Source organism: Arthrobacter sp. D2-10, assembly GCF_054161285.1.
The window spans coordinates 354,770-374,755 of sequence record NZ_CP096431.1 but is presented as its reverse complement, the minus strand read 5'-3'; the positions used below and the strand labels follow the sequence as shown (position 1 = coordinate 374,755).

Genomic DNA, 19,986 nt, shown 5'->3' with positions numbered 1-19,986 from the left:
GACCGCCCCCTGAGTCAGGGCTTCCGCTTCTGCGGATAGGGTGCCTCATGCCTCGCCAGCATCTCGACGAACGCAGCGATCCTTCGCTCCCGCCCGGCGACGGTCTTGAGCTGTCCAAGCCGGAAAATGAGCGCGAACCGGTTCTGTGACGTGAGCACGTCGAACATTGCCTGCGCATCCGGGTCCGCAGCTATCGCCGCTGCAAGGTCATCCGGCACGACGGCGGTCGCCGGGCCGGCATAGGCCCGCTCCCACCGCCCGTCCGCCTTGGCGCTCTCGACGGCGGCACGACCGGCGTCGCGCATCTTGCCCTCTGTTTCCAGCCGCTCGATGTGTCCCACATTGCGAAGTGACCACATGCTGCGCGGGCCGCGGGGGGTGAAGCGCTGGAGGCTGCTCTCGTCGTCCCGCTTTTTGGCCTGTCCGTCAATCCACCCGAAGCACAGCGCCTCATCCAGTGCGGTGGCCCAGGTCAGGGTGGTCACACTTCCGCCCTTCTTGTGGAGGACAAGCCAAACCCCAGGCGACGACGCGTGGTTTTCTTCCAGCCAGTCCCGCCACTGTTGCGGGTCGGGCAGCAGGAGTTCGGGCAGTTCGGCGGCCATGCGTTCAGGGTACTGGAGCGTGCAGGTCGGAAAAGTCCCCCTGAACAGTGAAATCCTGATTCAGCCAATGGCCGAAGTGCAGCGAGTCAGGGTCGAGAAGCGCCAGGTCTGCTATAAAACAGAAGGTATGAACCTGCGCACACCAGACCCTAACCCCGGCTGGCTCAACGAGGACGACCTCTACGAGGCACGCCGCCGACTGCCGATGGTCTATGTCGAGGCCATCCCGGTGCGGTGCGATGCGCTCGGATACGTCACAGAGGTGGGGCTGCTGCTCCAGGGCAGCGCGCAGGGCGAGATGGTGCGCACTTTCGTCTCCGGCCGCGTGATGTACCGCGAGACCATCCGGGCAGCCCTCCTCCGGCACCTCGAGAAGGACTTGGGGCCCTTCGCCCTGCCCCAGCTGCCCCCGTGTCCCGTGCCCTTCACCATTGCCGAGTACTTCCCCTCGCCCTCCGAAACCGGCCTGACCGATGACCGCCAGCACGCCGTCGCTCTGGCCTATCTGATCCCCGTCACCGGCGAGTGCAACCCGCGGCAGGACGCCCTCGAACTCACCTGGCTTACACCCGAAGAAGCTCTGAGCCCTACAGTGAGCGCGGAATTCTCCGGTGGCCGCGACAGCCTGCTGCGTCAGGCGCTCGCCTACGCCGGTTGGGGCCGCTAAGGCGTTACCGTTCTTTAGAGACCGGCTCCTTTCGGGGTCGGGAGCAACAGGTGCAGCGAGGTGGGACCTTCCGATGATCGACAGCGACGTGGACGCGCGGATTCAGCCGCTTGCCGCCGAGGCAGTGACCGCCGGCCGCAAGCTCCTGCTGCCGGGAGGCGAGCGCACCAGCGAAGTGGTGGACACCGCCGTCGAGCTTGATGATTTCGGTGTCCCGGCAGTGGTGGTGGCCATCCTCGAATCCGGGGAGAAGGTGCGGATAGCCACGGGCTCCACAGTGCAGGTTGAGGCGCCCGAGGAACTCGCGCAGATCGTCACGGACGAGGGGTCGCCGGAGGCACTGGTCGCCCATGTTGCTGCGATCCATGCCGAGAGCCCGCGTGTACAGGAACTCGCTGAACGGCTGACACGCGGAGTCAACTTCAAATCCGGCAGCAACCTGCAGGACATCCGCGACCTCGCGATGACCCTCTACGTAGACCTGTCGGATCCTGTGAGCGCGCTGAAGGTTTGCGACGTGCTGACGGACCAGCCGTTCGACGGGAACTTCGGCCGCTGGAACCTGATCGAAGGCTGCCTCGCGCTCGCAGCGCACCTCACCCAGAACGACGGCGATGCCTCCCGCGCCGCCGGCTACTCCACCGCACTGCGTACCGCCGACGACGCAGAGACCGACCCGCTGAAGGCAAAGCTCGCGGCGGCGGTGCGGCAGCGGCAGCTCAACGAGCCGAACCTGTACGACCGGGAGATCGCGCGGTCGGCGAATGATCCGGCGGCCGAGAAAGACTGGCGAGGCCTGCGGCTATCGGTGCTGCTGTACCTCCGGGCGCACGGCGGATCTGAGACGTTGAGCGCTGAGGCGCTGGACCGGCGTATCGCCCACGAACTGCTCTCGATCAGGGCCCTCGCCGCCAAACTGTGAACCGCTGGTGAGGGTGATGCTGCGGGAGTAGAGTGTCGCGCATGAGCGACTCGGCAGGCTCCCTCACCCAGTCCAGCACCGAACAGCATCCGGGCAGCGGCGCCCCGGCGGCGGGGGCTAACCCGCTCAGCGTGCACATCAATGCGGACGCTCGTCAGGTCTGGCTCATGCTCCGCGAACCGCGGCTCCTGCGCCAATGGCACGGGTGGGACGCCGATACCCTGGATGAGGAAATCCGATCCATCTACTTTGCGCCGTCGGTGGTCGAGGGGCCGGACCATACTTCCCTGACGGTCGACGGCGGTGACACCTTCCGGATCAAACCCGCGCGCGACGGCGTCGAGGTCACGATTGAACGGGTCGAGGCCGAACCCGACGAGATCACCGAGGGCTGGATCACGTTCCTGCAGCAACTGCGGTTCGCCCTGGAACGCCACCCCTCGGGCACCCGACGCACCGCCTTCTTCTCGGGCGAACCTGCTGACGGTGAGTCGATCATCGAGAAGTTGAACGCAGAGCAGCTGCAGCAACCCGGCGACTCCTATTCCCTCGACCTCCCCAACAGCCACGAGCTGACCGGTTCGGTCTGGTTCCGTACCGATCATCAGCTCGGGCTGACCGTGTCCGGCTACGCGGATCACGGCGAGGGTCTGGTGATCGTGGCCGACGCTCCGTCGCTGGAACGCCGATCCAGTCTCGCCGTGATTTCCACTTACGGCCTCGGAGCCCACGCGCTGCACTCGGCCTGGGAGAGCTGGGATTCCTTCCGTCAGCAGCACTACCCGTCCTCCGGCCCGCTGGAGACCTCGAAGGTGGACTAGACCTTCTTCGGATCGCGAATCACCAGAACGACGACCACGCCCACCGCCGCGCCGATCACGGTTTCCACAAGCCGGTCGGCGAGGAGACTTCCCGTGTCACCCACCGGCGCAGCGAGTTCACTCATGAGCAGCGCCAAGGGTGTGATGAAGACCAGCGCAAGGCTGTAGTGGCGGATCACGAACATCTCGGTCAGGAACTGCAGCACGATCAGCACAAGCACCAGTTGCCACGGCACGAGCGGCACGGCGAGTAGAACAGCCGTCACACCGAGGCCGCCCACCGTCCCGGAGACCCGGTCAAACGCGCGCCGAAGACGGGTGGATCGGGTCGCTGCGGCAAGCGGCACAATGGCGGACAGGATCGCCCAGTAGTTGTGGCCGATGCCGAGCAGGGTGGCTATGCCTCCGGCGACACCGGCGGCGAGAGCGTACCGGACGGCGTTGGCGCTCAGGTGCCCGGACGGCGACCGCGGGCGGAAACGGCGTCCCGGCCATCCGGATCTGCCGCCGGGCAGGAGCCAACCGGCGGTGCCGATCGCCAACGACAACAGGATGCTCAGGACGGCAGTGACAACCGCTTCGGGGATCGTTGCGGTGCTCGGGATGGACGCTGAGCCGGCGAAGGCAAAGACCGGGAAGAAGGGACCGGGAGGCCGCAGCACCCACCGGTCCGCCGCCAAAGAACCCAGTCCTCCCACCAGGACTGAACCAAGAACCACAGCCCAGGGACCGGCGTCGTACTTTGCGACCAGGACGCCTGCAGTGATCGCGGTGAGGAGGAGCACGCCGGCGCCGCTCTGGTGCTGAAGCCTGATGCCGTGAGGATCTCCGCGGCCGAAGATCCCGGTGAATGCGCCAAAGACGGCAAAAGCGGCAAGGTCGATGCGGTCGATCAGGAGGAGAACGACGAGCGGAACAGCAACACCGAGGGCTACCCGGAGGGCCGGGAGGTGGTCGTTCTGGGCCGGTCCCACCCTGAAGTATGCGGTCACCGCATGCACGAACTTTTGTTCCTTTCGGTCGCCTGCTCCGCACTCCAGACTATCCGTCGGGAGCTCCCCACCGATTGCTGAGAAGATGGGCGGGTGCCACAAACAGACTTTTCGTTCTCCATCGGTGAACGCCTCAGTGAAACCACCCAGGCCGGTGAGGGCCTGCACGGGCGGACCGGGACCATCTCCACTCCGCACGGCGAGATCCAGACGCCCGCGTTCATCGCCGTCGGAACCAAGGCCACGGTCAAGGCGGTGCTGCCCGAGTCCATGAAGGAAGCCGGCGCGCAGGCGCTGCTGGCCAACGCCTACCACCTCTACCTGCAACCCGGAGCTGACATCCTCGACGAGGCAGGCGGTCTGGGGAGGTTCATGAACTGGGACGGGCCGACCTTCACGGATTCGGGCGGCTTCCAGGTGATGAGCCTCGGGTCCGGGTTCAAGAAGGTCATCACGATGAACTCGGCTGCCGCATCCGAACACGCCGGTGACGATGACCGCGTTGCAGTGGGCAAGGAGCGCCTGGCTCACATAGACGACGACGGCGTGTGGTTCGTCTCCCACCTCAACGGCGACCGCCACCGGTTCACCCCCGAAATTTCGATGCAGGTCCAGCACCAGCTCGGAGCAGACGTCATGTTCGCGTTCGATGAGCTGACCACCCTGATGAACTCCCGGGGTTACCAGGAGGAATCGCTGGAGCGCACGCGGTTGTGGGCGGAGCGGTGCATCCTTGAGCACGAGCGGCTGACCGTCGAACGCGCCGACAAGCCGTACCAGGCGTTGTTCGGTGTGATTCAGGGTGCCCAGTATGAGGACCTGCGGCGCAAGGCCTCCCGTGACCTAGGGGCGATGAACTTCGACGGGTTCGGCGTCGGCGGTGCCCTGGAGAAGGAGAATTTGGGGACGATTCTTGGGTGGTGCGCCGACGAGCTGCCCGAAGACAAGCCGCGACACCTCCTGGGCATCTCGGAACCCGATGACCTGTTCACCGGTATCGAGAATGGGGCCGATACTTTTGACTGCGTCTCCCCCACCCGCGTTGCCCGCAACTCCGCGTTCTATACGCCCGACGGCCGGTGGAACCTGTCCAATGCCCGGTTCAAGCGTGACTTCACTCCCCTGATGGAGGGGTGTGATTGCTACACCTGCACGCACTACACCCGCGCCTACATACACCACCTCTTCAAGGCGAAGGAAATGGTCTCGGCAACGCTCATCTCGATCCACAACGAGCGGTTCGTCATCCGCATGGTCGACGACGCCCGAGCCGCTATCGAGGACGGGACCTACTTCGATCTGAAGGCGGAGGTGCTGGGGCGGTACTACGCCGCGTCCAGGTAGGCCGGCCCCCACCCCCCACCCCGCCCTCGCCTCCTCGCAAAAGTGCCGGTTTTGTGCACGGAGGCGGTGAAGTTCGTGCGATCCTGCACGTAACCGGCGCCTTTGTCTCCAGGGAGCGCCAGTTTTTCCACATAACGACGACGGCGTCCCCGCCTCTCGCCGTCAGCCGTCAGGCTGTTGCCATGACAGTAGACGCCTACTCCTGGCTGCAAGCGTCCACGAATTGCTGGCGTACCGGTGAGCTGGAGGAGATGGGCGTTTCCCGTCGGCGCATCCCGAAACTCATAGAAGACGGCGTTCTCGCCCGCATCCAGGTCAATGCTTTCGTTGCGGCCCGGTACTGGAACTCGCTGAGCGAAACACAGAAAGCGCGCTTCAGGATCACGGCGCATGATCATGCACGTCGCGCTTTACGACCAGCCACGTACAGCCACACCTCTGCAGCGCGGATTCACGGTCTCAGCCTGTGGCGTGCGGACGCGCAAGTCCATATCACCCGACCTTTTGCCGGCTCATCCCGTGAGCACATTGGCGATGTGGTCCGACACCGAGCGCCCCTGCTACCCCGGGACGTCGACATGGTTGACGGACTGCGCGTCACTTCACTCGCGCGTACGGTTGTGGATTGTGCCCGAGTTCTCTCCTACCGCCAGGGGCTCATCGTCGCAGACCATGCACTTCGCCTCGGTGTGAAGCGGGACGATCTGCATGACGTTGCGCAGCGCCAGAAGGGCTTCAAAGGCGTGCAGGTTGCCCGAAAGGTTATAGAGAACGGTAGCCCGCTATCAGAGTCCCCGGGTGAGACTCTCACCTGCCATCTGCTTGCCGGGATGCCCTTACCCATGCCGGAGCAGCAAGTGGTAGTGCGCACCCGGCTAGGTGAGCACAGGCTCGATTTTGCGTGGCTCGAACAAAAGATCGCCCTTGAGTTTGACGGCAAAACCAAGTACTTCGATTACGCTCCTACTCCCGACGTGCTGTTTCAGGAGCGCCGTCGCGAGAAGGCCCTGATGGAGGAGGGCTGGATCTTCATCCGGTTGGAATGGTCCGATCTCTTCACCGAGGCAACCCGCGCGCGCATCCGGAAGGTGTGGTGGAAGCGCACCAGAAATGCCGCTTAAGCACAGGATCGTAGGAAAGGTCCCACGATCCTGCGCGGGATCGGCACTTCTGCGAATGTTAGGCGGCGTAACTCGGCTCCCGGCGCTTCACCCAGCGAATCGCCGCAGTGGTCACGGGTAGCAGGAGTACCTCCACCAGCGTTTTGTAGAGGAAGCCGAAAAAGAGGTAATTCAGGAACGTCGGGAAGTCCGTGATGCCGATGACCGAGGCGGCGATGGCGCAGAAGATAAGTGTGTCGGCAAACTCACCGACGCCCGTCGACGCCAGCAGTCGCGCCACCACGCTGCGTTCCCCGAAGCGGGCTTTCATGCGCACCAGCACCCACGAGTTCAGGGTCTGCCCCACCAGGAAGCCCAGCAGCGACGCGAGCACAATCAACGGAACCGGGCCGAGTGCAAGCTCCAGCGCCTCCTGTTTCGCCAGACCGAAGTCGTCGTCGAATCCCGGGAGCGCGATGATGACCGCATAGGCAAGGGAAGCGAACGCCGACAGTACGAACGTGACAATGATCCCGAGGCGCGCAGCCTTGAAGCCGTACACCTCGCTGATGACGTCGCCGAGGATGTAAGCGAGCGGGAAGAGGAAGAATCCGCCGTCCGTGATGATGCTGAAGTCGCCGGCGACCGGCCCGATCAGCACGCCCTTCGAGGCGCCGATGTTGGAAAGGATGACGATGACGGATAGCACCGCCAGCATGATCGAGAAAATGGGGCTGCCTGGGGTCGCGTAACGAGCGCGGGCATGTTGCTGCAGTTGAGTCATGGGTTCGCATTCTGGAAGTGGTTCGCGCAGCCTGAACGGCCCGCTGTATTAGCACTGTCACCCGGCTGCCCCGGGGCGCCATCAATTGTCCCATGCTCCCCGGCTCCCTGAACTACAGATACAAGGGCCGGAAATTGAACGCGTTCAATTCGATTAGACTCTTTTGAACGTGTTCAAGAAGGAGACCCGTGCAGCAGAAGAAAAGCGAAGCCACGAGGGAGCGGCTCGTCGCCACCGCGTTGCGGCTCTTCAGGGAGCAGGGCTATGACAGAACCACCATGCGTGCGATCGCCGCGGAAGCGGGCGTCTCGACGGGTAACGCCTACTACTACTTCTCATCCAAAAACGACCTGGTGCAGGCTCTGTACCATTCCCTGCAGGACGAGCATCGTGCCAGGTCCCTGCCGCTCCTGCGGGATGGGCAAAACCTGGGCGAGCACCTGCGCGCCATCCTGCAGAGCGGAATCGACGTCATGGGTCCGTACCACGACTTCGGGTTCAACTTCATCGGCGTGGCCATCCAGCCGTCGTCGAATCTGGGTCCCTTCAGCGACGATTCCTCCGTAGCCCGGGCCAAGTCCATTGCCCTCTTCAACCAGGCGGTCAATACCGCCCGGCCGCAGCCTCCGCTTGCCATCCGCGCGGACCTGCCCGAACTCCTCTGGCTCGTCTATATGGGCGTCACCCTTTTCTGGGTCTACGACCGCTCCCCCGGCCAACGTCGCACACGCCGTCTGATCGACAACGCCGCCCCGTTGATCGCCAAGCTCGTCATCCTGTCCCGCTTGCCGGTTGTGCGGAAGATTGTCGACGACGTCGTGCAGCTCATCAAGAACACAAAGCAGTAAACCAGCACGACGACGGCGCGCGGCCGGCTGCGCGCCCCAGCGGCACCGGCGACACTCACTGGGGTACGTTCAGCCCGACGCCTATTTCTTGTCGTCGCCGGTCAGGCGCTGGCTGAGGTACACCGGAATCATTGAGACAAGGATCAACACGGCCGCGATCACGTTGACTACGGGAGCCTGATTCGGGCGGGCCATGTTGTTGAAGATCCAGATGGGTAGCGTCTCTGTACCCGGCGGCGCAGTGAAAGTCGTCACGACGATCTCATCGAAGCTGAGCGCGAAGGCGAGCAGGCCTCCCGCCACAAAGGCCGAACGGAAGCTGGGGAAGGTCACGCTGAAGAAGGTTTTGACGGTGTTGGCGCCCATATCCATGGCGGCTTCTTCGAGGCCCCTGTTGATCCGGCCGAGCCGTGCCTGCACGTTATTGAACACCATCACGATGCAGAACGTCGCGTGCCCCACAATGACGGAAAAGAGGCCAAGACCTATCCCGAGCGGTTCCAGCACTGTCTTGAAGGTGTTGTTCAACGCCACGCCCGTCACGATGCCGGGCAGTGCAATCGGCAGGACCACCAGCAGGTTGACGGTGTTCTTGCCGAAGAACTCGTAGCGGGAAAGCGCAAAGGCAATCATCGTTCCCAATACCAGCGCGATCACCGTTGCCGCTGCTGCTACCCGCAGGGAGGTCCAGAGAGCTTCACGCACGCCCTCATTCTGGAAGGCGGCACTCCACCAGTCGGTGGTGAACTCCGTGATGGGGAAAGCTCCGGAGGTGGTTGCGTTGAAAGAGTTGAGGACCACCAGCATCAGCGGCAGGTAGATGACAGCCATGACCAGACCGGCGAAGATCCGCAAGGTGACCTTAGCGGAGGATGAGAGTCTCATGAATCGGCTCCTAGAGCTGCTTGAGGGCGCCGGACTTGCGGGCCAGGAAGAGGTACAGGACAACCACCACAATGGGTACTGTGCCGAACGCGGCAGCGAGCGGCGGGTTCAGGTTGATGTTGGACGCAATGACTGTGCCGATCACCTGGGTCTTTCCACCGACGAACTGGGCGGCGATATAGTCACCCAAGCTCAGCGAGAACGTGAAGATAGAGCCTGCGATGAACGCGGGCTTCAGAAGCGGGATGGCTACCGTTCGCACAGTCGCCCATCCTTTTGCGCCCAGGTCGGACGAAGCGTCGAACAGGTTGTCCGGGATCTGACGGAATGCTGAATAAACCGGTACGGCCATGTAGGGGAACCAGAGGTAGGCCAGAGTCACCACCAGAGCAGCAGTACCGTATCCCGGTCCCGTGATGCCAAGGGGGGCCAATACCCAGTCGAGCGGACCGCCGTTCATGAAGGTGATGCGCCACGAGAACACTTTCACCAGGTAGCCCGCCCAGAGCGGCAAGGTGATGCCGATTGCCAGGACAGCGCGCATCCTCGGTGATGCCACTTTCGCCATGTAGAGACCAAGCGGCAGCGCCAGCAGGGCACAAAGCACGGTTACGGCGAGTGCAATCCCGACGGTCCTCAGCGCAGTCAACTGGTACGCCGGCACCGTGACAATCTCAACGAAGTTCTCGAGCGTGAAAGCCGGAATCACTTTCGATGTGAATGTGTCGGTGGTCCAAAAGGCGGTGATGAACAGGAGGATCAACGATCCGATATAGAGCACGCCGAGCCACGCGAGAGGCAGGGCAAGGAACGCAGTAAGCCTGAGTTTGGGCCGGGCGTGAAGGAGCCGGGAGATCCCATCACCTCGCCCGCTGGGTTTTCCGCCGGGTTCAGGGCCGCTGCCGGGTATGGTTTCCGGCTCAACGATTGGTACTGCCATGGCGATGTCCGGCGGGCGTGCCCGTCGTTCCTCCTTCAGGGGTGCTGAGCTTGTTCGAAGCGGTGAATGACGCTGGCGATTGCCGCGTCGAGCTGCAGTGCCTCCACGGCAGGGGTACGACGGCGGCAGCCGCCGCGCGCCGTACCCCTCCCTGGTGGAACACAGGCAGTGGGCTTGAGGCCTTAGCCCTTGACCTCAGTCCACGCCTTGGTCCATTCCTGGTAGTTGGTGCAGGTGACGTCGGTGCGGCCATCGACGCACTGCTCTACGGGAGTGGTCCACATCCAGACCTGCTTGTAGTAATCCTCGTCAGTGGCGTGGAACGTAGCGCAGTGCTCCTCGTTTTCCTTGGAACCCTCGCACGCCAGAGCGTTGGCTGGAGCCATGCCGAAGTTCTGGGCGATCTTGGCGTTCACCTCGGCGCTGGAAGCCCAGTCCATCCACTGATAGGCGCAATTCGGGTTCTTCGACTTCGCGGACAGCATCCAGGTGTCCGACCAGCCTGTGGCACCTTCCTTCGGCAGCACTGATTCGACGTTCCCGCCGTCGGCCTGCGCGATGTTCACAACCACCTGCCATCCGGTGCCCAGCGAAGCTGTGCCGGAGGAAATGGACGAGGCCGCCTTCAGTGCGTCATTCCAGTACTCGCCGGCGATTCCGTTCTGCTCCTTCAGCAGTTCGACCGCTGCGGCCAACTGGTCCTGGTCCAATGCGTAGGGGTTCTCGATTCCCAGCTCGGGCTGTGTAGCCATCAGGTAGACGGCCGCGTCGGCGATGAAAATCGGGGAGTCGTACGCCATCACCTCACCTGCGTATTCGCTGTTCGGGTCCCAGGTCGCTTCCCACGAATCCGGCGCCTCCGGCACAGCTTCCGTGTTGTACATCAAGACGTTTGCGCCGCGCCCGATCGGAACCCCGTAGCTCTTGCCGTTGAGCGTGTCGTAAATCTGGCCCTTCAGGCCGTCAACAATATTGCCGAAGTTGGGGATCAGATCGGTGTTGATAGGGGCAACATCGCCACCTGCAATCAGCCTCAGGGAGGCATCGCCCGAAGCGGAGACGAGGTCGTATTCGCCTGTACGCATCAGTTGCACCATCTCATCACTGGTGGCGCCGACCTTGCGGTTGACCGTGCAGCCCGTCTGCTCCTCAAACTCGGTGACCCAGTCAGCGTCGGGGTTGGTGGAGCCGTCTTCAACGAAACCCGCCCAGGCGACGATGTTGACCTCCCCCTCGGACTCCCCCACCTCAGTCGCCGCTGGAATATCGGGGACCTGGATGCCGCCTCCGCTCGAGGTTGCAGGGGCTGAACCGCCGCAACCGGCGAGGACCAGCGAGAGAGAGGCGAGTGCCGCAAGGGGCAAGGCTTTGGTAATTCTCATGGGGGTGTACCTTCCTTGGTGATACCGGGGTTACTGGGGATTGTGTGTAGGTCTAGACGGCGTAGTTGAAGCGGGACGACCACTGAAGACGGACCCGGTCTCCACGGTGGACGCCCGAAGCGCGGGAATCGTTCTGCTCCTGAACAATGAGGGTCTGCCCTGCGTCGGTCCGTGCAACAAATCGTGTGGTGGGTCCGGTGTAGACGATCTCCTCGATCACCGCTTCGACAGTGGAGACGTCGTCCCCGACAGGCGCGCCATCGAGAGGTCGGATATGGATGTGCTCGGGCCTGATGCTCAGTAGTGCTGGAGACCCTGTGAGCTGACGGGCAAGTTCACCCTCGACGAGGTTGGTGCTTCCCAGGAAGGATGCAACAAAGCGGCTGCGTGGCCGTTCGTAGAGGTCTTCAGGGGATCCAACCTGCTCGACGATGCCGTCATTGAAGACGGCGACCCGATCGGACAGCGTAAGCGCTTCTTCTTGGTCGTGGGTGACAAAGACGAAGGTGATTCCAACGCTTCGCTGGATCTGCTTCAACTCAACCTGCATCTGTTCACGGAGTTGTTTGTCGAGAGCACCGAGCGGTTCATCCAGCAACAACACCTGTGGACGAAGGACAAGCGCCCGAGCCAGAGCCACCCGCTGACGCTGCCCTCCCGACAGCTGAGAGGGCAGCCTGTCCGCCACCTGGGGCAGCCGGATCATTTCAAGCGCCTCGGTGACCAGCCTCCGCCGCTCGGCCCGTGGGGTCTTGCGAAGCTTCAGACCGTACTCCACGTTCTGGGCAACGGTCAGGTGCGGAAAGAGCGCGTAGTCCTGAAAGACGGTGTTCACATTGCGCTCGAATGGCGCTTTGCGCGTGACGTCATGTCCTGCGAGCCTGACAGCACCCGACGTGGGTAGCTCGAAACCGGCGATCATACGCAGGACCGTGGTCTTGCCGGAGCCGGACGGCCCGAGCAATGAGAAAAACTCGCCCTGCCTGATGTCCAGGTCCAGCCCCTTCACCGCTGTGAAGTCGCCGAACGTCTTGACGACGTCCCGCATTACGATGGCGGGGGTATCCGCTGTGCCCGTGCGGTCCTGGACAATGTCGGCGGCGGGTGCTGTGGCTTGCACGGCGGGGTCCTTTCGGAAGCAGGATGTGATGTGCGCTACGTCGGCGTTAAACATATGAAACCAGACGTTAGATGTAAAGTGGATCACACGCGGTAAATTCGCGGTTACGAATTCCTCACCCGAACAGGCAACCCGGGCAAGCGAGTCTGGAAGGATTGGATGCATGCCTCCGAACTCCTCGCCGCGTCAGCGCATGCTGGCGACTGTCTTCGCCCCGTTAGGTGAGGTCGGCAAGGCTCAGCGGGTGGAGGACCGGATAGTCGAAGGAATTGCGGCCGGTGTACTCATCGACGGCGACCGCCTACCCAGCGAAGCCGAACTGGCTTCAGCGATGGGCGTAGCCACTGTGACAGCACGCGAGGCCCTCGTTGCTCTTCGCTCCCGCGGGCTGGTTGCCACCCGCCGCGGCCGGGAGGGCGGCACCTTCATCACCGCTCCAGCCGGACGACGCGCTGAACTGGTGCGCAACCGGTTGCGGCGGATGAGCCGGGTCGAACTCCGGGACCTGGCCATCCACTACCGTGCTATCGCGGCAACGGCCGCTGAACTTGCAGCCGATTCCGCAGGGCCGGACGACGTCGAGGTCCTGCGGCGCACACTGATCGGTTCCGGCCGCGGTGGCGCGCTCGTCGGTGAATTCCTTCTCGAACTGGCTGCCCTGAGCCAGTCGGCTCGCCTCACCAGGGAGTTCGGACGCCTCCACAAGGACTTCGGCCCGTTGATGTCTTTATTGCACGAGGACAAGGACTTCGACACGGCAATGGTGAAGTTATGTGAGCGCATTGCCGATGCCATAGCAGCCGCGGATGCTGCGGCCGCTCGCGAGGCTGTCATCGCCCAGATACGCACCGGGCTGGTTGCACTTATCGATGAACATTCCCGGTTGGCAGAGCCGCCGGCCGGGTCGGAACGAGGGAGACCTCAGAGGAGGACGGGATGAGCTTCGAATCCACGGGGACCGTTGCGGCGCAGGCGGAAGCGCTCCAGCAGGTGTCCGGATTTTTCAGGGGCATTCTCGCTGAAGTTTCCGGGTGGGTTCCGGAACTGGCCAGCCTGTTCGAGGACCAGGGAAGACCCCCGCGGGCGAAGGCTGTCAATGCAGCGACCCTGCCCCTGGTGGCGGAACTGGTCAACGGCCACCGGTGGCCGGTAGTTGGGGCCGGATTCGTTGCCGCGAACTCCGCGATTGCGGACACCGTCTGGCACATGGCCTGGTGGCAGGGCGAGGCATTGGAACCACTGGTGTTGCCGTCGGTGGCCGCTGCCACCGACGCGTACGTGCGCCGGGAATGGTTCACTACTCCGATGGAGAAAGGGGAACCACACGTCACCGGGCCCTACGTCGATTTCCTCTGCACGGATGAGTACACCATGACCATGACGGTCCCGGTTACGGTCAGAGGCCGCAGTGTGGGCGTGGCCGGCGCGGATGTATTCGTCGAGTCTCTCGAACCACTGCTGCTCCCTGTCCTCCGGGAGTTGGATCCTGCAGCGGCCCTCATCAATCATGTCGGGAGGGTTGTGATCTCAGCTGACCCACAGGTCGCTGCTGGAACATTACTCGCCCCCGATGCCTTCTCGACGTTCCCGCCTTCTGATGGAGGAGGGAACCAGGCTGAGCCCTCGGTGGATACTGATACTCCTCGCACAGTGCAGCCCCGTGGAGACTGGTACGCAGGTTCGGACCGGTCCGTGCTCCGCTGCGACCGGTTGCCGTTGGCTGTCGTTCACCCAATCGCGGCGGATCGCAGTGCAGTGAGTTGATTGAGACCGTCAGACCGTTCAAGGAATAATTCACTCGCAGCACTGCCGATCATTCCGTTCACGACTCTGGAGGCACCCGTGAAGTTACGCGCTGAACTCGAATCGACCGGCAAGACCACGGCGGGCTTCGAAGTCCCGGAATCGGTCGTGGAGGCCCTGGGCGGCGGCAAACATCCGAAGATCGTGGCGACCGTCAACGGCTTCGCCTTCCGCACATCCATCGCATCCATGGGTGGGCGTTACATGTTTGGAGTGAGCGCTGACCGGCGCAAGGAAGCCGGAGTCCAGGCCGGCGAAGTTCACGACGTCGACGTTGAGCTCGACACCGCCCCGCGGGAAGTCGACCTACCCGAGGATTTTGTGACCGCACTGGATCAGAATCCGGCGGCGAAAGCGTTCTGGTACACGCTCTCCTACAGCAACAAGAGCTGGCACGCGCTGCAGATCGCAGGCGCAAAGAAACCGGAGACCCGCTCCGCCCGGATCAACAAGTCCATCAGCCTGCTGGCCGAGGGCAGGGCACGCTAGCCGTTGGCGCTAGCCCCGAACCGTCGGGCACACTGATGCAATGGCTACTGACGCACCCGCAATCACCCTGACCATCGCCGGCTCTGAGGCCACCGGAGGCGCCGGCGCGCAGGTCGATTTGAAGACGTTCCAGGAACTCGGTACCTACGGGATTGCCGCGCTCACCTGCATCGTCTCCTTCGACCCGAAGGACAGCTGGAATCACCGGTTTGTCCCGGTTGAAGCGCAGGTCATCGCCGATCAGCTTGAGGCCATCCAGTCCTGCTACACGATCGGTACCGTCAAGATTGGAATGCTCGGTACCCCGACAACCATCGACACCGTCGCAACCGCTCTCGCTGCACAGGCGTGGCAGAACGTTGTGCTGGACCCGGTTCTGATCTGCAAGGGCCAGGAGCCCGGCGCCGCACTGGACACGGACCAGGCGCTCAAGGCCAACATCCTGCCGCTTGCAACCTTTGTCACCCCGAACCACTTCGAGGCGGAGTCACTCTCGGGGATCGAGATCCGATCCGTGGAGGATCTCAAGGAAGCGGCGCGGCTCATCCATGCGGCGAGTGGCGCCGTCGTGCTCGCGAAGGGCGGCGTGCGGCTGGAAGGCAGCGACGCCGTCGACGTCTATTACGACGGCGAGACCCTGGAAGTCCTCAGTGCCCCCAAGGTGGGTGATGTCGCAGTCAGTGGTGCAGGGTGCACCCTTGCCGCAGCAGTCGCCGCGGAACTCGCCAAGGGTGCCACACCGCTGGAAGCGGCGCGCACCGCCAAGGCATTTGTCACCGAAGGGATCAAGAACCGGGTGTCCTCGAACGCACCGTTCGACGCCGTCTGGCAGGGCGGCGCGGGAGACCTTCAGGAGCAGCCCGCAGGGTGATTCCCGTCGCCCGGACTGACCGCGTCATTCCTCAGGACGATTTATCCGGTCGGGACACCAACATTCGTTGACTTGTGACCCTTCACACATGAAGCTGTAGTCGGGGAGTCCGCGGGGGCTCACCGTTCTGCTGGCACCCATCGCACCACAGGGATTCTCACTCACACCAGTCTTAGGCTGAGCCAGCAGTGCTGCGGGGGCTCGGAACGGACTCAAGCGGTATGGCCTTGACTCTTCCTTCCTAAGGAGCAGCATGAGCAAGTCATACCGCCGGAGATCAGGAAGGGCTGTGCTGGCGTCGCTGACCGGCCTCGCCCTGGCCTCCAGCATGTGGGCACCGGCATCGGCACTCGAGGCACCGGATTCCGGCGGGCCCACGGCCGAGGGGATCGCGCTTCAGCCGGCGTTCGAGGCCAAGGTCAGCCGCGAGCTCGCGGCCAGGACAGGCCCGACGGCGGCATACGTCCAGTTCTCGGGCAAGGGCGCCTTCGAACAGACTCAGCCCACAGAGGTACGAAGCAACGGATTCACCGCACCGGTCCCCCGGGCGGACCGCGTCAAGGAGATCCGCACGGGCATCCAGGCGAAGGCAAACGAGGTCGCAGCGGAAGCGAGCGCTTCCCAGCTCTACACCACCACCAACACCCTGCCCGGTGTGGCGATCAAGGGTGACGCCGACGCGATCAAAGCGCTCGCTGCGCGACCTGACGTCGTCAAGATCACCGCAATCGTCCCCAAGACCGTCGAGAACAAGGGCGCAGACATCGACACCCGCGCTCTCGAGGCATGGACGGCGCGCGACATCACCGGCGAGGGAATCACCATCGCAGTGCTGGACACCGGTCTCGACTACACCCACGCCGGCTTCGGCGGTCCTGGAACCATCGAGGCGTACGAGCAGGCCCAGGCGGATGCAGAGCCTGATCCGGCACTTTTCGATCCGGACAAGTTCAAGGGCGGCTACGACCTCGTGGGCGATGCGTACAACGCTGACGACCCCGAGAACGATGAGCCGGTACCCGACCTGAACCCGCTGGATTGCGAAAGCCATGGATCGCACGTCGCCGGCACCGCCGCCGGTTATGGCGTCAATGCGGACGGCACCACATTCGACGGCGACTACAGTGATCTCACCCCGGAGGCTGTCAACCAGATGCGCATCGGTCCGGGTTCGGCTCCCGACGCCGGCCTGGTGGCCTTGCGCGTTTTCGGCTGCACCGGTTCAAGCCTCGTTGTGGGGCAGGCGCTGGACTTCGTCCTCGACCCCAATGGTGACGGCAACTTCGACGACCGTGCTCAGGTCGTCAACATGTCGTTGGGCTCGGCCTTCCCCGCGTACGACGATCCCGAAAATGACATCGTCAACTCGCTGACCGCACAGGGCATTCTGTCCGTGGTGTCCTCAGGGAACGACGGCGACGTGTACGACATCGGCGGTTCCCCGGGAAGTGCTGAGTCGGCTCTGACTGTCGCAGCGAGCGTCGGATCACAGATCACGATGGGCCGCGCTGATGTGCTGGCTCCGGCAGATGTCGCCGGTCAGGCCGCCGGGCAGTACACCGTGAACTTCGACTACGCTGCAGCGGGTGTTACTCCCGAAACCCTTCGGGGTGAGGTGGTGATGGCTCCAGCCGGCGCGAACAATGACGGCTGCGCCGCCTTGCCTGCCGCAGGCGTGAATGAAGGAAAATGGGTCTGGCTCTTCTGGGACGACAACGACGCGACCCGCGAATGCGGATCCACCGTTCGCTGGAACAACGCAGCTGCTGCAGGCTACGCCGGCGTCGTCATCGGCACGACACTTGACATCTTCCCAGCGGGGATCGGCGGAAACGCCACGATACCGGGTATCCAGCTCTCGGCCGGTGACACCACCAGGCTGATGCCGGCCGCGGAAGCAGGAACCCTGGTCCTTCAGCTCGACCCCACCTTCCAGGCCACTGCTACCGGTCCCTCCAACGCGCAGGACAACCTCGCGGACTTCTCCTCGCGGGGCGTCCACGGTTCCAACGGCGTCGTTAAGCCCGACGTCGCGGCACCGGGAGTCCTCATCGGTTCGGTACAGGTGGGAACCGGCAACGGCGCTTCGGTGAAGAGCGGCACCTCCATGGCGGCACCCCATACGGCAGGTATCGCGGCCCTGGTGCTCTCGGCACATGAGTACAACCCGTACCAGGCCAAGAGCGTCATCATGAATACGGCTACACATGACCTGCTCACGGCCGACGGTGTTGCCTACGCACCGAACCGCGTCGGATCAGGACGTGTTGACGCCATCCAAGCCCTGGACACACCGGTATTCGCCTACGCGACCGACCAGCCCGCCCTCACCTCGGTGAACTTCGGCGTGCTGGAACTCGGCACCGAGGCCCTGTCAGTGACCAGGCAGGTCACCGTCGAGAACCGGTCCAATGCTCCCATCACGTATAACGCAGAATACCTCGAGGCATCGACCATGCCCGGCGTCACGGTGACGGTTTCCCCGGCGGCGATCACGGTGCCGGCCAATAACACGGCCGCGCTGACCGTCACGCTGGCGATTCCTGATCCGGCCGCGCTCGCCAAGACGATCGACCCAGCAGCGGAAGCAGTGCAGGCGGGCCTTCCTCGCCAGTACCTCGCCGATGTGTCCGGCCGGGTCGAACTGACCAGCACGGACGGGCAGAAACTCCGCGTTCCGGTCTACTCGGCTCCGAAGCCGACGTCGGCCATCTCGGCCGGCGCGGAGGCCGCCTTCGACGGGCCCGCGGACCTGGAAAGCACCGTGACCCTGTCAGGTCGTGGCCTTGCCCAGGGTGTACCGGGTCAATCGGCCTACCAGTCGATCGTGTCGCCGCTTGTCCTGGGTGTCGAAAGCCCTCGGGCCGAGAATCGCCCGCTGGAGTCCCTGTACTCGTTCGACCTGAAAGCAGTCGGCGCAGCCTCAACGGTTCCGGCGCTGATCGACGCGGCCGGGGACCGGACGGCAGGGGTCCTGAACTTCGGCGTCAGCACCTGGCAGAACTGGGCACAGCTCGGCGGCAATAACGGTGTCTCCATCGAAATCGATACGGACGGCGACAGCACGGTCGATTACGTGGTCAGCACCCTGCGTGCCGGGGACCTTGGGCCCGCGGCGCCGACGCTCGACATGATCCTCTTCGAGGTCATAACGATCGACGACGCGGGAGCGCCGATCTTCGACACGGACCTGTACTTCGCCAACGGGGTCGACGGAAGCGTGGACACAAACACCTTCGACACCAATGTGGTGACGTTCCCGGTTCCCGTCGCGGAACTGGGAATGGACGCTGCTGCCTTGAGTGCTTCAGCGCCCATCCAGTACCGCGTTGCAACGTCCAACGTGCTGAATGTCGATGAGAACGGTGTCAGCGGAGCTCCAGTGGATACCACGGACTGGATCAGCTTCAACGTCACCGAGCCCGCCCTGTGGTTCGAGGGCGGCGTGCCCGATGCCGCATCGTTCGTCTCCGCTGACGGCGTCACCCTCAACGTCAACCGCCAGGAAAACGTCACCGACGCCAAGGCACTCTTCCTTCACCACCACAACGCGACGGGGAAGAAGGACGAGATCGTGCCGATTGCGGTGGCAGGTGAGCAGGAGGCTACCAAGGATCTCGACGGCGACAACATCCCGGACGTTCTTGTCCGCAACTCCGCAGGGCAGTTGCTGCTCTACCCCGGCAACGGCAAGGGTGGCTTCCTGAAGAGCCGGGTGATCGGCACAGGCTGGAATTCAATGAACGCCATCCTGGTTCCCGGTGACTTCAGCGGCGACGGCAATGCCGACGTCGTGGCGCGGGACAGCGCCGGTCGGCTCTGGCTCTATACAGGAACGGGCACCGGTACGCTCACCCGGGGCAAGCAGATCGGAAACGGCTGGAGCGGCCTGGCCATCGTCACTCCAGGTGATTTCGACGGTGATGGCACCGTGGACCTGATTGCCCGCGCCGGGAACGGCGCGCTGCGTCTTTACCCGGGCAACGGGACAGGCGGGTTCCTCACGCCGGCGCAGATCGGCTCAGGCTGGAACGGCTACACCATTGTCGGGCCGGGTGACTTCAGCGGTGACGGCAACGCCGACCTGCTGGCGCGCGACTCCGCCGGTAGGCTCTTCCTCTACCCGGGCAATGGATCAGGCGGCTTCGGCGCCCGCACGCAGCCCGGCTCAGGATGGAACGGCTTCACCCTGGTGGCTCCGGGCGACTTCAGCGGAGACGGCAACGCCGACCTGCTGGCGCGTGACCCCGCCGGACGGCTCTTCCTCTACTCCGGAAACGGCACTGGCGGCTTCGCCGGCAAGGTCCAGAACGGACAGGGTTGGGGCGGCTTCACCTGGATGGTTCCGTAACCTTCACTGGTAGGTGAGCACTATCGGAAGCCCTCGGCGTAAGCCGGGGGCTTCCTCCTGTT

General features: G+C 63.7%; 18 protein-coding genes. 11 read left to right on the top strand and 7 right to left on the bottom strand.

The window, feature by feature from the left end; genetic code table 11:
• Positions 1-14: 14 nt before the first annotated feature.
• On the bottom strand, positions 15-605 hold the full coding sequence (locus tag M1D74_RS01905) for a YdeI/OmpD-associated family protein (protein WP_458116298.1): 591 nt from the start codon (positions 603-605) through the stop codon (positions 15-17).
• Between the two features lie 127 nt (positions 606-732).
• On the opposite strand from M1D74_RS01905, the gene M1D74_RS01900 reads away from it, so the two are divergent.
• From M1D74_RS01900 to M1D74_RS01890, 3 genes are all read left to right on the top strand, one after another.
• Complete coding sequence (locus M1D74_RS01900) at positions 733-1,272, top strand: NUDIX hydrolase family protein (RefSeq protein WP_309069885.1); 540 nt, start codon at positions 733-735, stop codon at positions 1,270-1,272.
• Positions 1,273-1,345: 73 nt separating this feature from the next.
• Positions 1,346-2,194, top strand: a complete 849-nt coding sequence (locus M1D74_RS01895; RefSeq protein ID WP_309069884.1) for a DUF6707 family protein — start codon at positions 1,346-1,348, stop codon at positions 2,192-2,194.
• 41 nt (positions 2,195-2,235) lie between these two features.
• A complete protein-coding gene (locus M1D74_RS01890; protein WP_458116297.1) occupies positions 2,236-3,015 on the top strand; it encodes an SRPBCC domain-containing protein in 780 nt (259 codons plus the stop codon).
• Here the strand turns inward: M1D74_RS01890 and M1D74_RS01885 are convergent.
• Complete coding sequence (locus M1D74_RS01885) at positions 3,012-4,016, bottom strand: FUSC family protein (RefSeq protein WP_458116296.1); 1,005 nt, start codon at positions 4,014-4,016, stop codon at positions 3,012-3,014. The two genes, M1D74_RS01890 and M1D74_RS01885, sit on opposite strands and share 4 nt — an antisense overlap.
• Before the next feature lie 84 nt (positions 4,017-4,100).
• Here M1D74_RS01885 and tgt point away from each other — a divergent pair, with 84 nt between their 5' ends.
• Both tgt and M1D74_RS01875 read left to right on the top strand, forming a co-directional pair.
• Positions 4,101-5,351, top strand: a complete 1,251-nt coding sequence (gene tgt, locus M1D74_RS01880) for a tRNA guanosine(34) transglycosylase Tgt (protein ID WP_458116295.1) — start codon at positions 4,101-4,103, stop codon at positions 5,349-5,351.
• A 182-nt stretch (positions 5,352-5,533) separates the two neighbouring features.
• Positions 5,534-6,472 carry a type IV toxin-antitoxin system AbiEi family antitoxin domain-containing protein gene (locus M1D74_RS01875; protein WP_458116294.1) on the top strand — a complete coding sequence of 313 codons (939 nt, stop codon included), beginning with the start codon at positions 5,534-5,536 and terminating at the stop codon, positions 6,470-6,472.
• Positions 6,473-6,530: 58 nt separating this feature from the next.
• Here the strand turns inward: M1D74_RS01875 and M1D74_RS01870 are convergent, their stop codons facing one another.
• On the bottom strand, positions 6,531-7,235 hold the full coding sequence (locus tag M1D74_RS01870; RefSeq protein ID WP_458116293.1) for a queuosine precursor transporter: 705 nt from the start codon (positions 7,233-7,235) through the stop codon (positions 6,531-6,533).
• A gap of 188 nt (positions 7,236-7,423) precedes the next feature.
• Between M1D74_RS01870 and M1D74_RS01865 the strand changes: the two genes are divergently transcribed.
• Complete coding sequence (locus tag M1D74_RS01865) at positions 7,424-8,083, top strand: TetR/AcrR family transcriptional regulator (RefSeq protein WP_309069878.1); 660 nt, start codon at positions 7,424-7,426, stop codon at positions 8,081-8,083.
• An 81-nt stretch (positions 8,084-8,164) separates the two neighbouring features.
• Here the strand turns inward: M1D74_RS01865 and M1D74_RS01860 are convergent, their stop codons facing one another.
• The 4 genes from M1D74_RS01860 to M1D74_RS01845 form a co-directional block, all read right to left on the bottom strand.
• Positions 8,165-8,968: an ABC transporter permease gene (locus M1D74_RS01860; protein ID WP_458116292.1), complete on the bottom strand. Its 804-nt coding sequence runs from the start codon at positions 8,966-8,968 to the stop codon at positions 8,165-8,167.
• Between the two features lie 10 nt (positions 8,969-8,978).
• Complete coding sequence (locus M1D74_RS01855) at positions 8,979-9,908, bottom strand: ABC transporter permease (protein ID WP_458116291.1); 930 nt, start codon at positions 9,906-9,908, stop codon at positions 8,979-8,981.
• A gap of 182 nt (positions 9,909-10,090) precedes the next feature.
• Complete coding sequence (locus M1D74_RS01850) at positions 10,091-11,290, bottom strand: ABC transporter substrate-binding protein (RefSeq protein ID WP_309069875.1); 1,200 nt, start codon at positions 11,288-11,290, stop codon at positions 10,091-10,093.
• 52 nt (positions 11,291-11,342) lie between these two features.
• The gene (locus tag M1D74_RS01845; RefSeq protein WP_458116290.1) at positions 11,343-12,410 is read right to left on the bottom strand and encodes an ABC transporter ATP-binding protein; all 1,068 of its coding nucleotides are present in this window, start codon (positions 12,408-12,410) and stop codon (positions 11,343-11,345) included.
• A 163-nt stretch (positions 12,411-12,573) separates the two neighbouring features.
• Between M1D74_RS01845 and M1D74_RS01840 the strand changes: the two genes are divergently transcribed.
• The 5 genes from M1D74_RS01840 (at position 12,574) to M1D74_RS01820 (ending at position 19,924) form a co-directional block, all read left to right on the top strand.
• Positions 12,574-13,350 (top strand): FadR/GntR family transcriptional regulator, encoded by a 777-nt coding sequence (locus tag M1D74_RS01840; protein ID WP_458116289.1) that lies wholly within the window; start codon positions 12,574-12,576, stop codon positions 13,348-13,350.
• On the top strand, positions 13,347-14,174 hold the full coding sequence (locus M1D74_RS01835; RefSeq protein ID WP_458116288.1) for a PDC sensor domain-containing protein: 828 nt from the start codon (positions 13,347-13,349) through the stop codon (positions 14,172-14,174). Before M1D74_RS01840 ends, M1D74_RS01835 begins: the two co-directional genes overlap by 4 nt.
• A gap of 78 nt (positions 14,175-14,252) precedes the next feature.
• Positions 14,253-14,702, top strand: a complete 450-nt coding sequence (locus tag M1D74_RS01830) for a YdeI/OmpD-associated family protein (RefSeq protein ID WP_458116287.1) — start codon at positions 14,253-14,255, stop codon at positions 14,700-14,702.
• Positions 14,703-14,742: 40 nt separating this feature from the next.
• Positions 14,743-15,573 (top strand): hydroxymethylpyrimidine/phosphomethylpyrimidine kinase, encoded by an 831-nt coding sequence (locus M1D74_RS01825; RefSeq protein ID WP_458116286.1) that lies wholly within the window; start codon positions 14,743-14,745, stop codon positions 15,571-15,573.
• Between the two features lie 253 nt (positions 15,574-15,826).
• Positions 15,827-19,924: a S8 family serine peptidase gene (locus tag M1D74_RS01820; RefSeq protein WP_458116285.1), complete on the top strand. Its 4,098-nt coding sequence runs from the start codon at positions 15,827-15,829 to the stop codon at positions 19,922-19,924.
• Positions 19,925-19,986 lie beyond the last annotated feature (62 nt).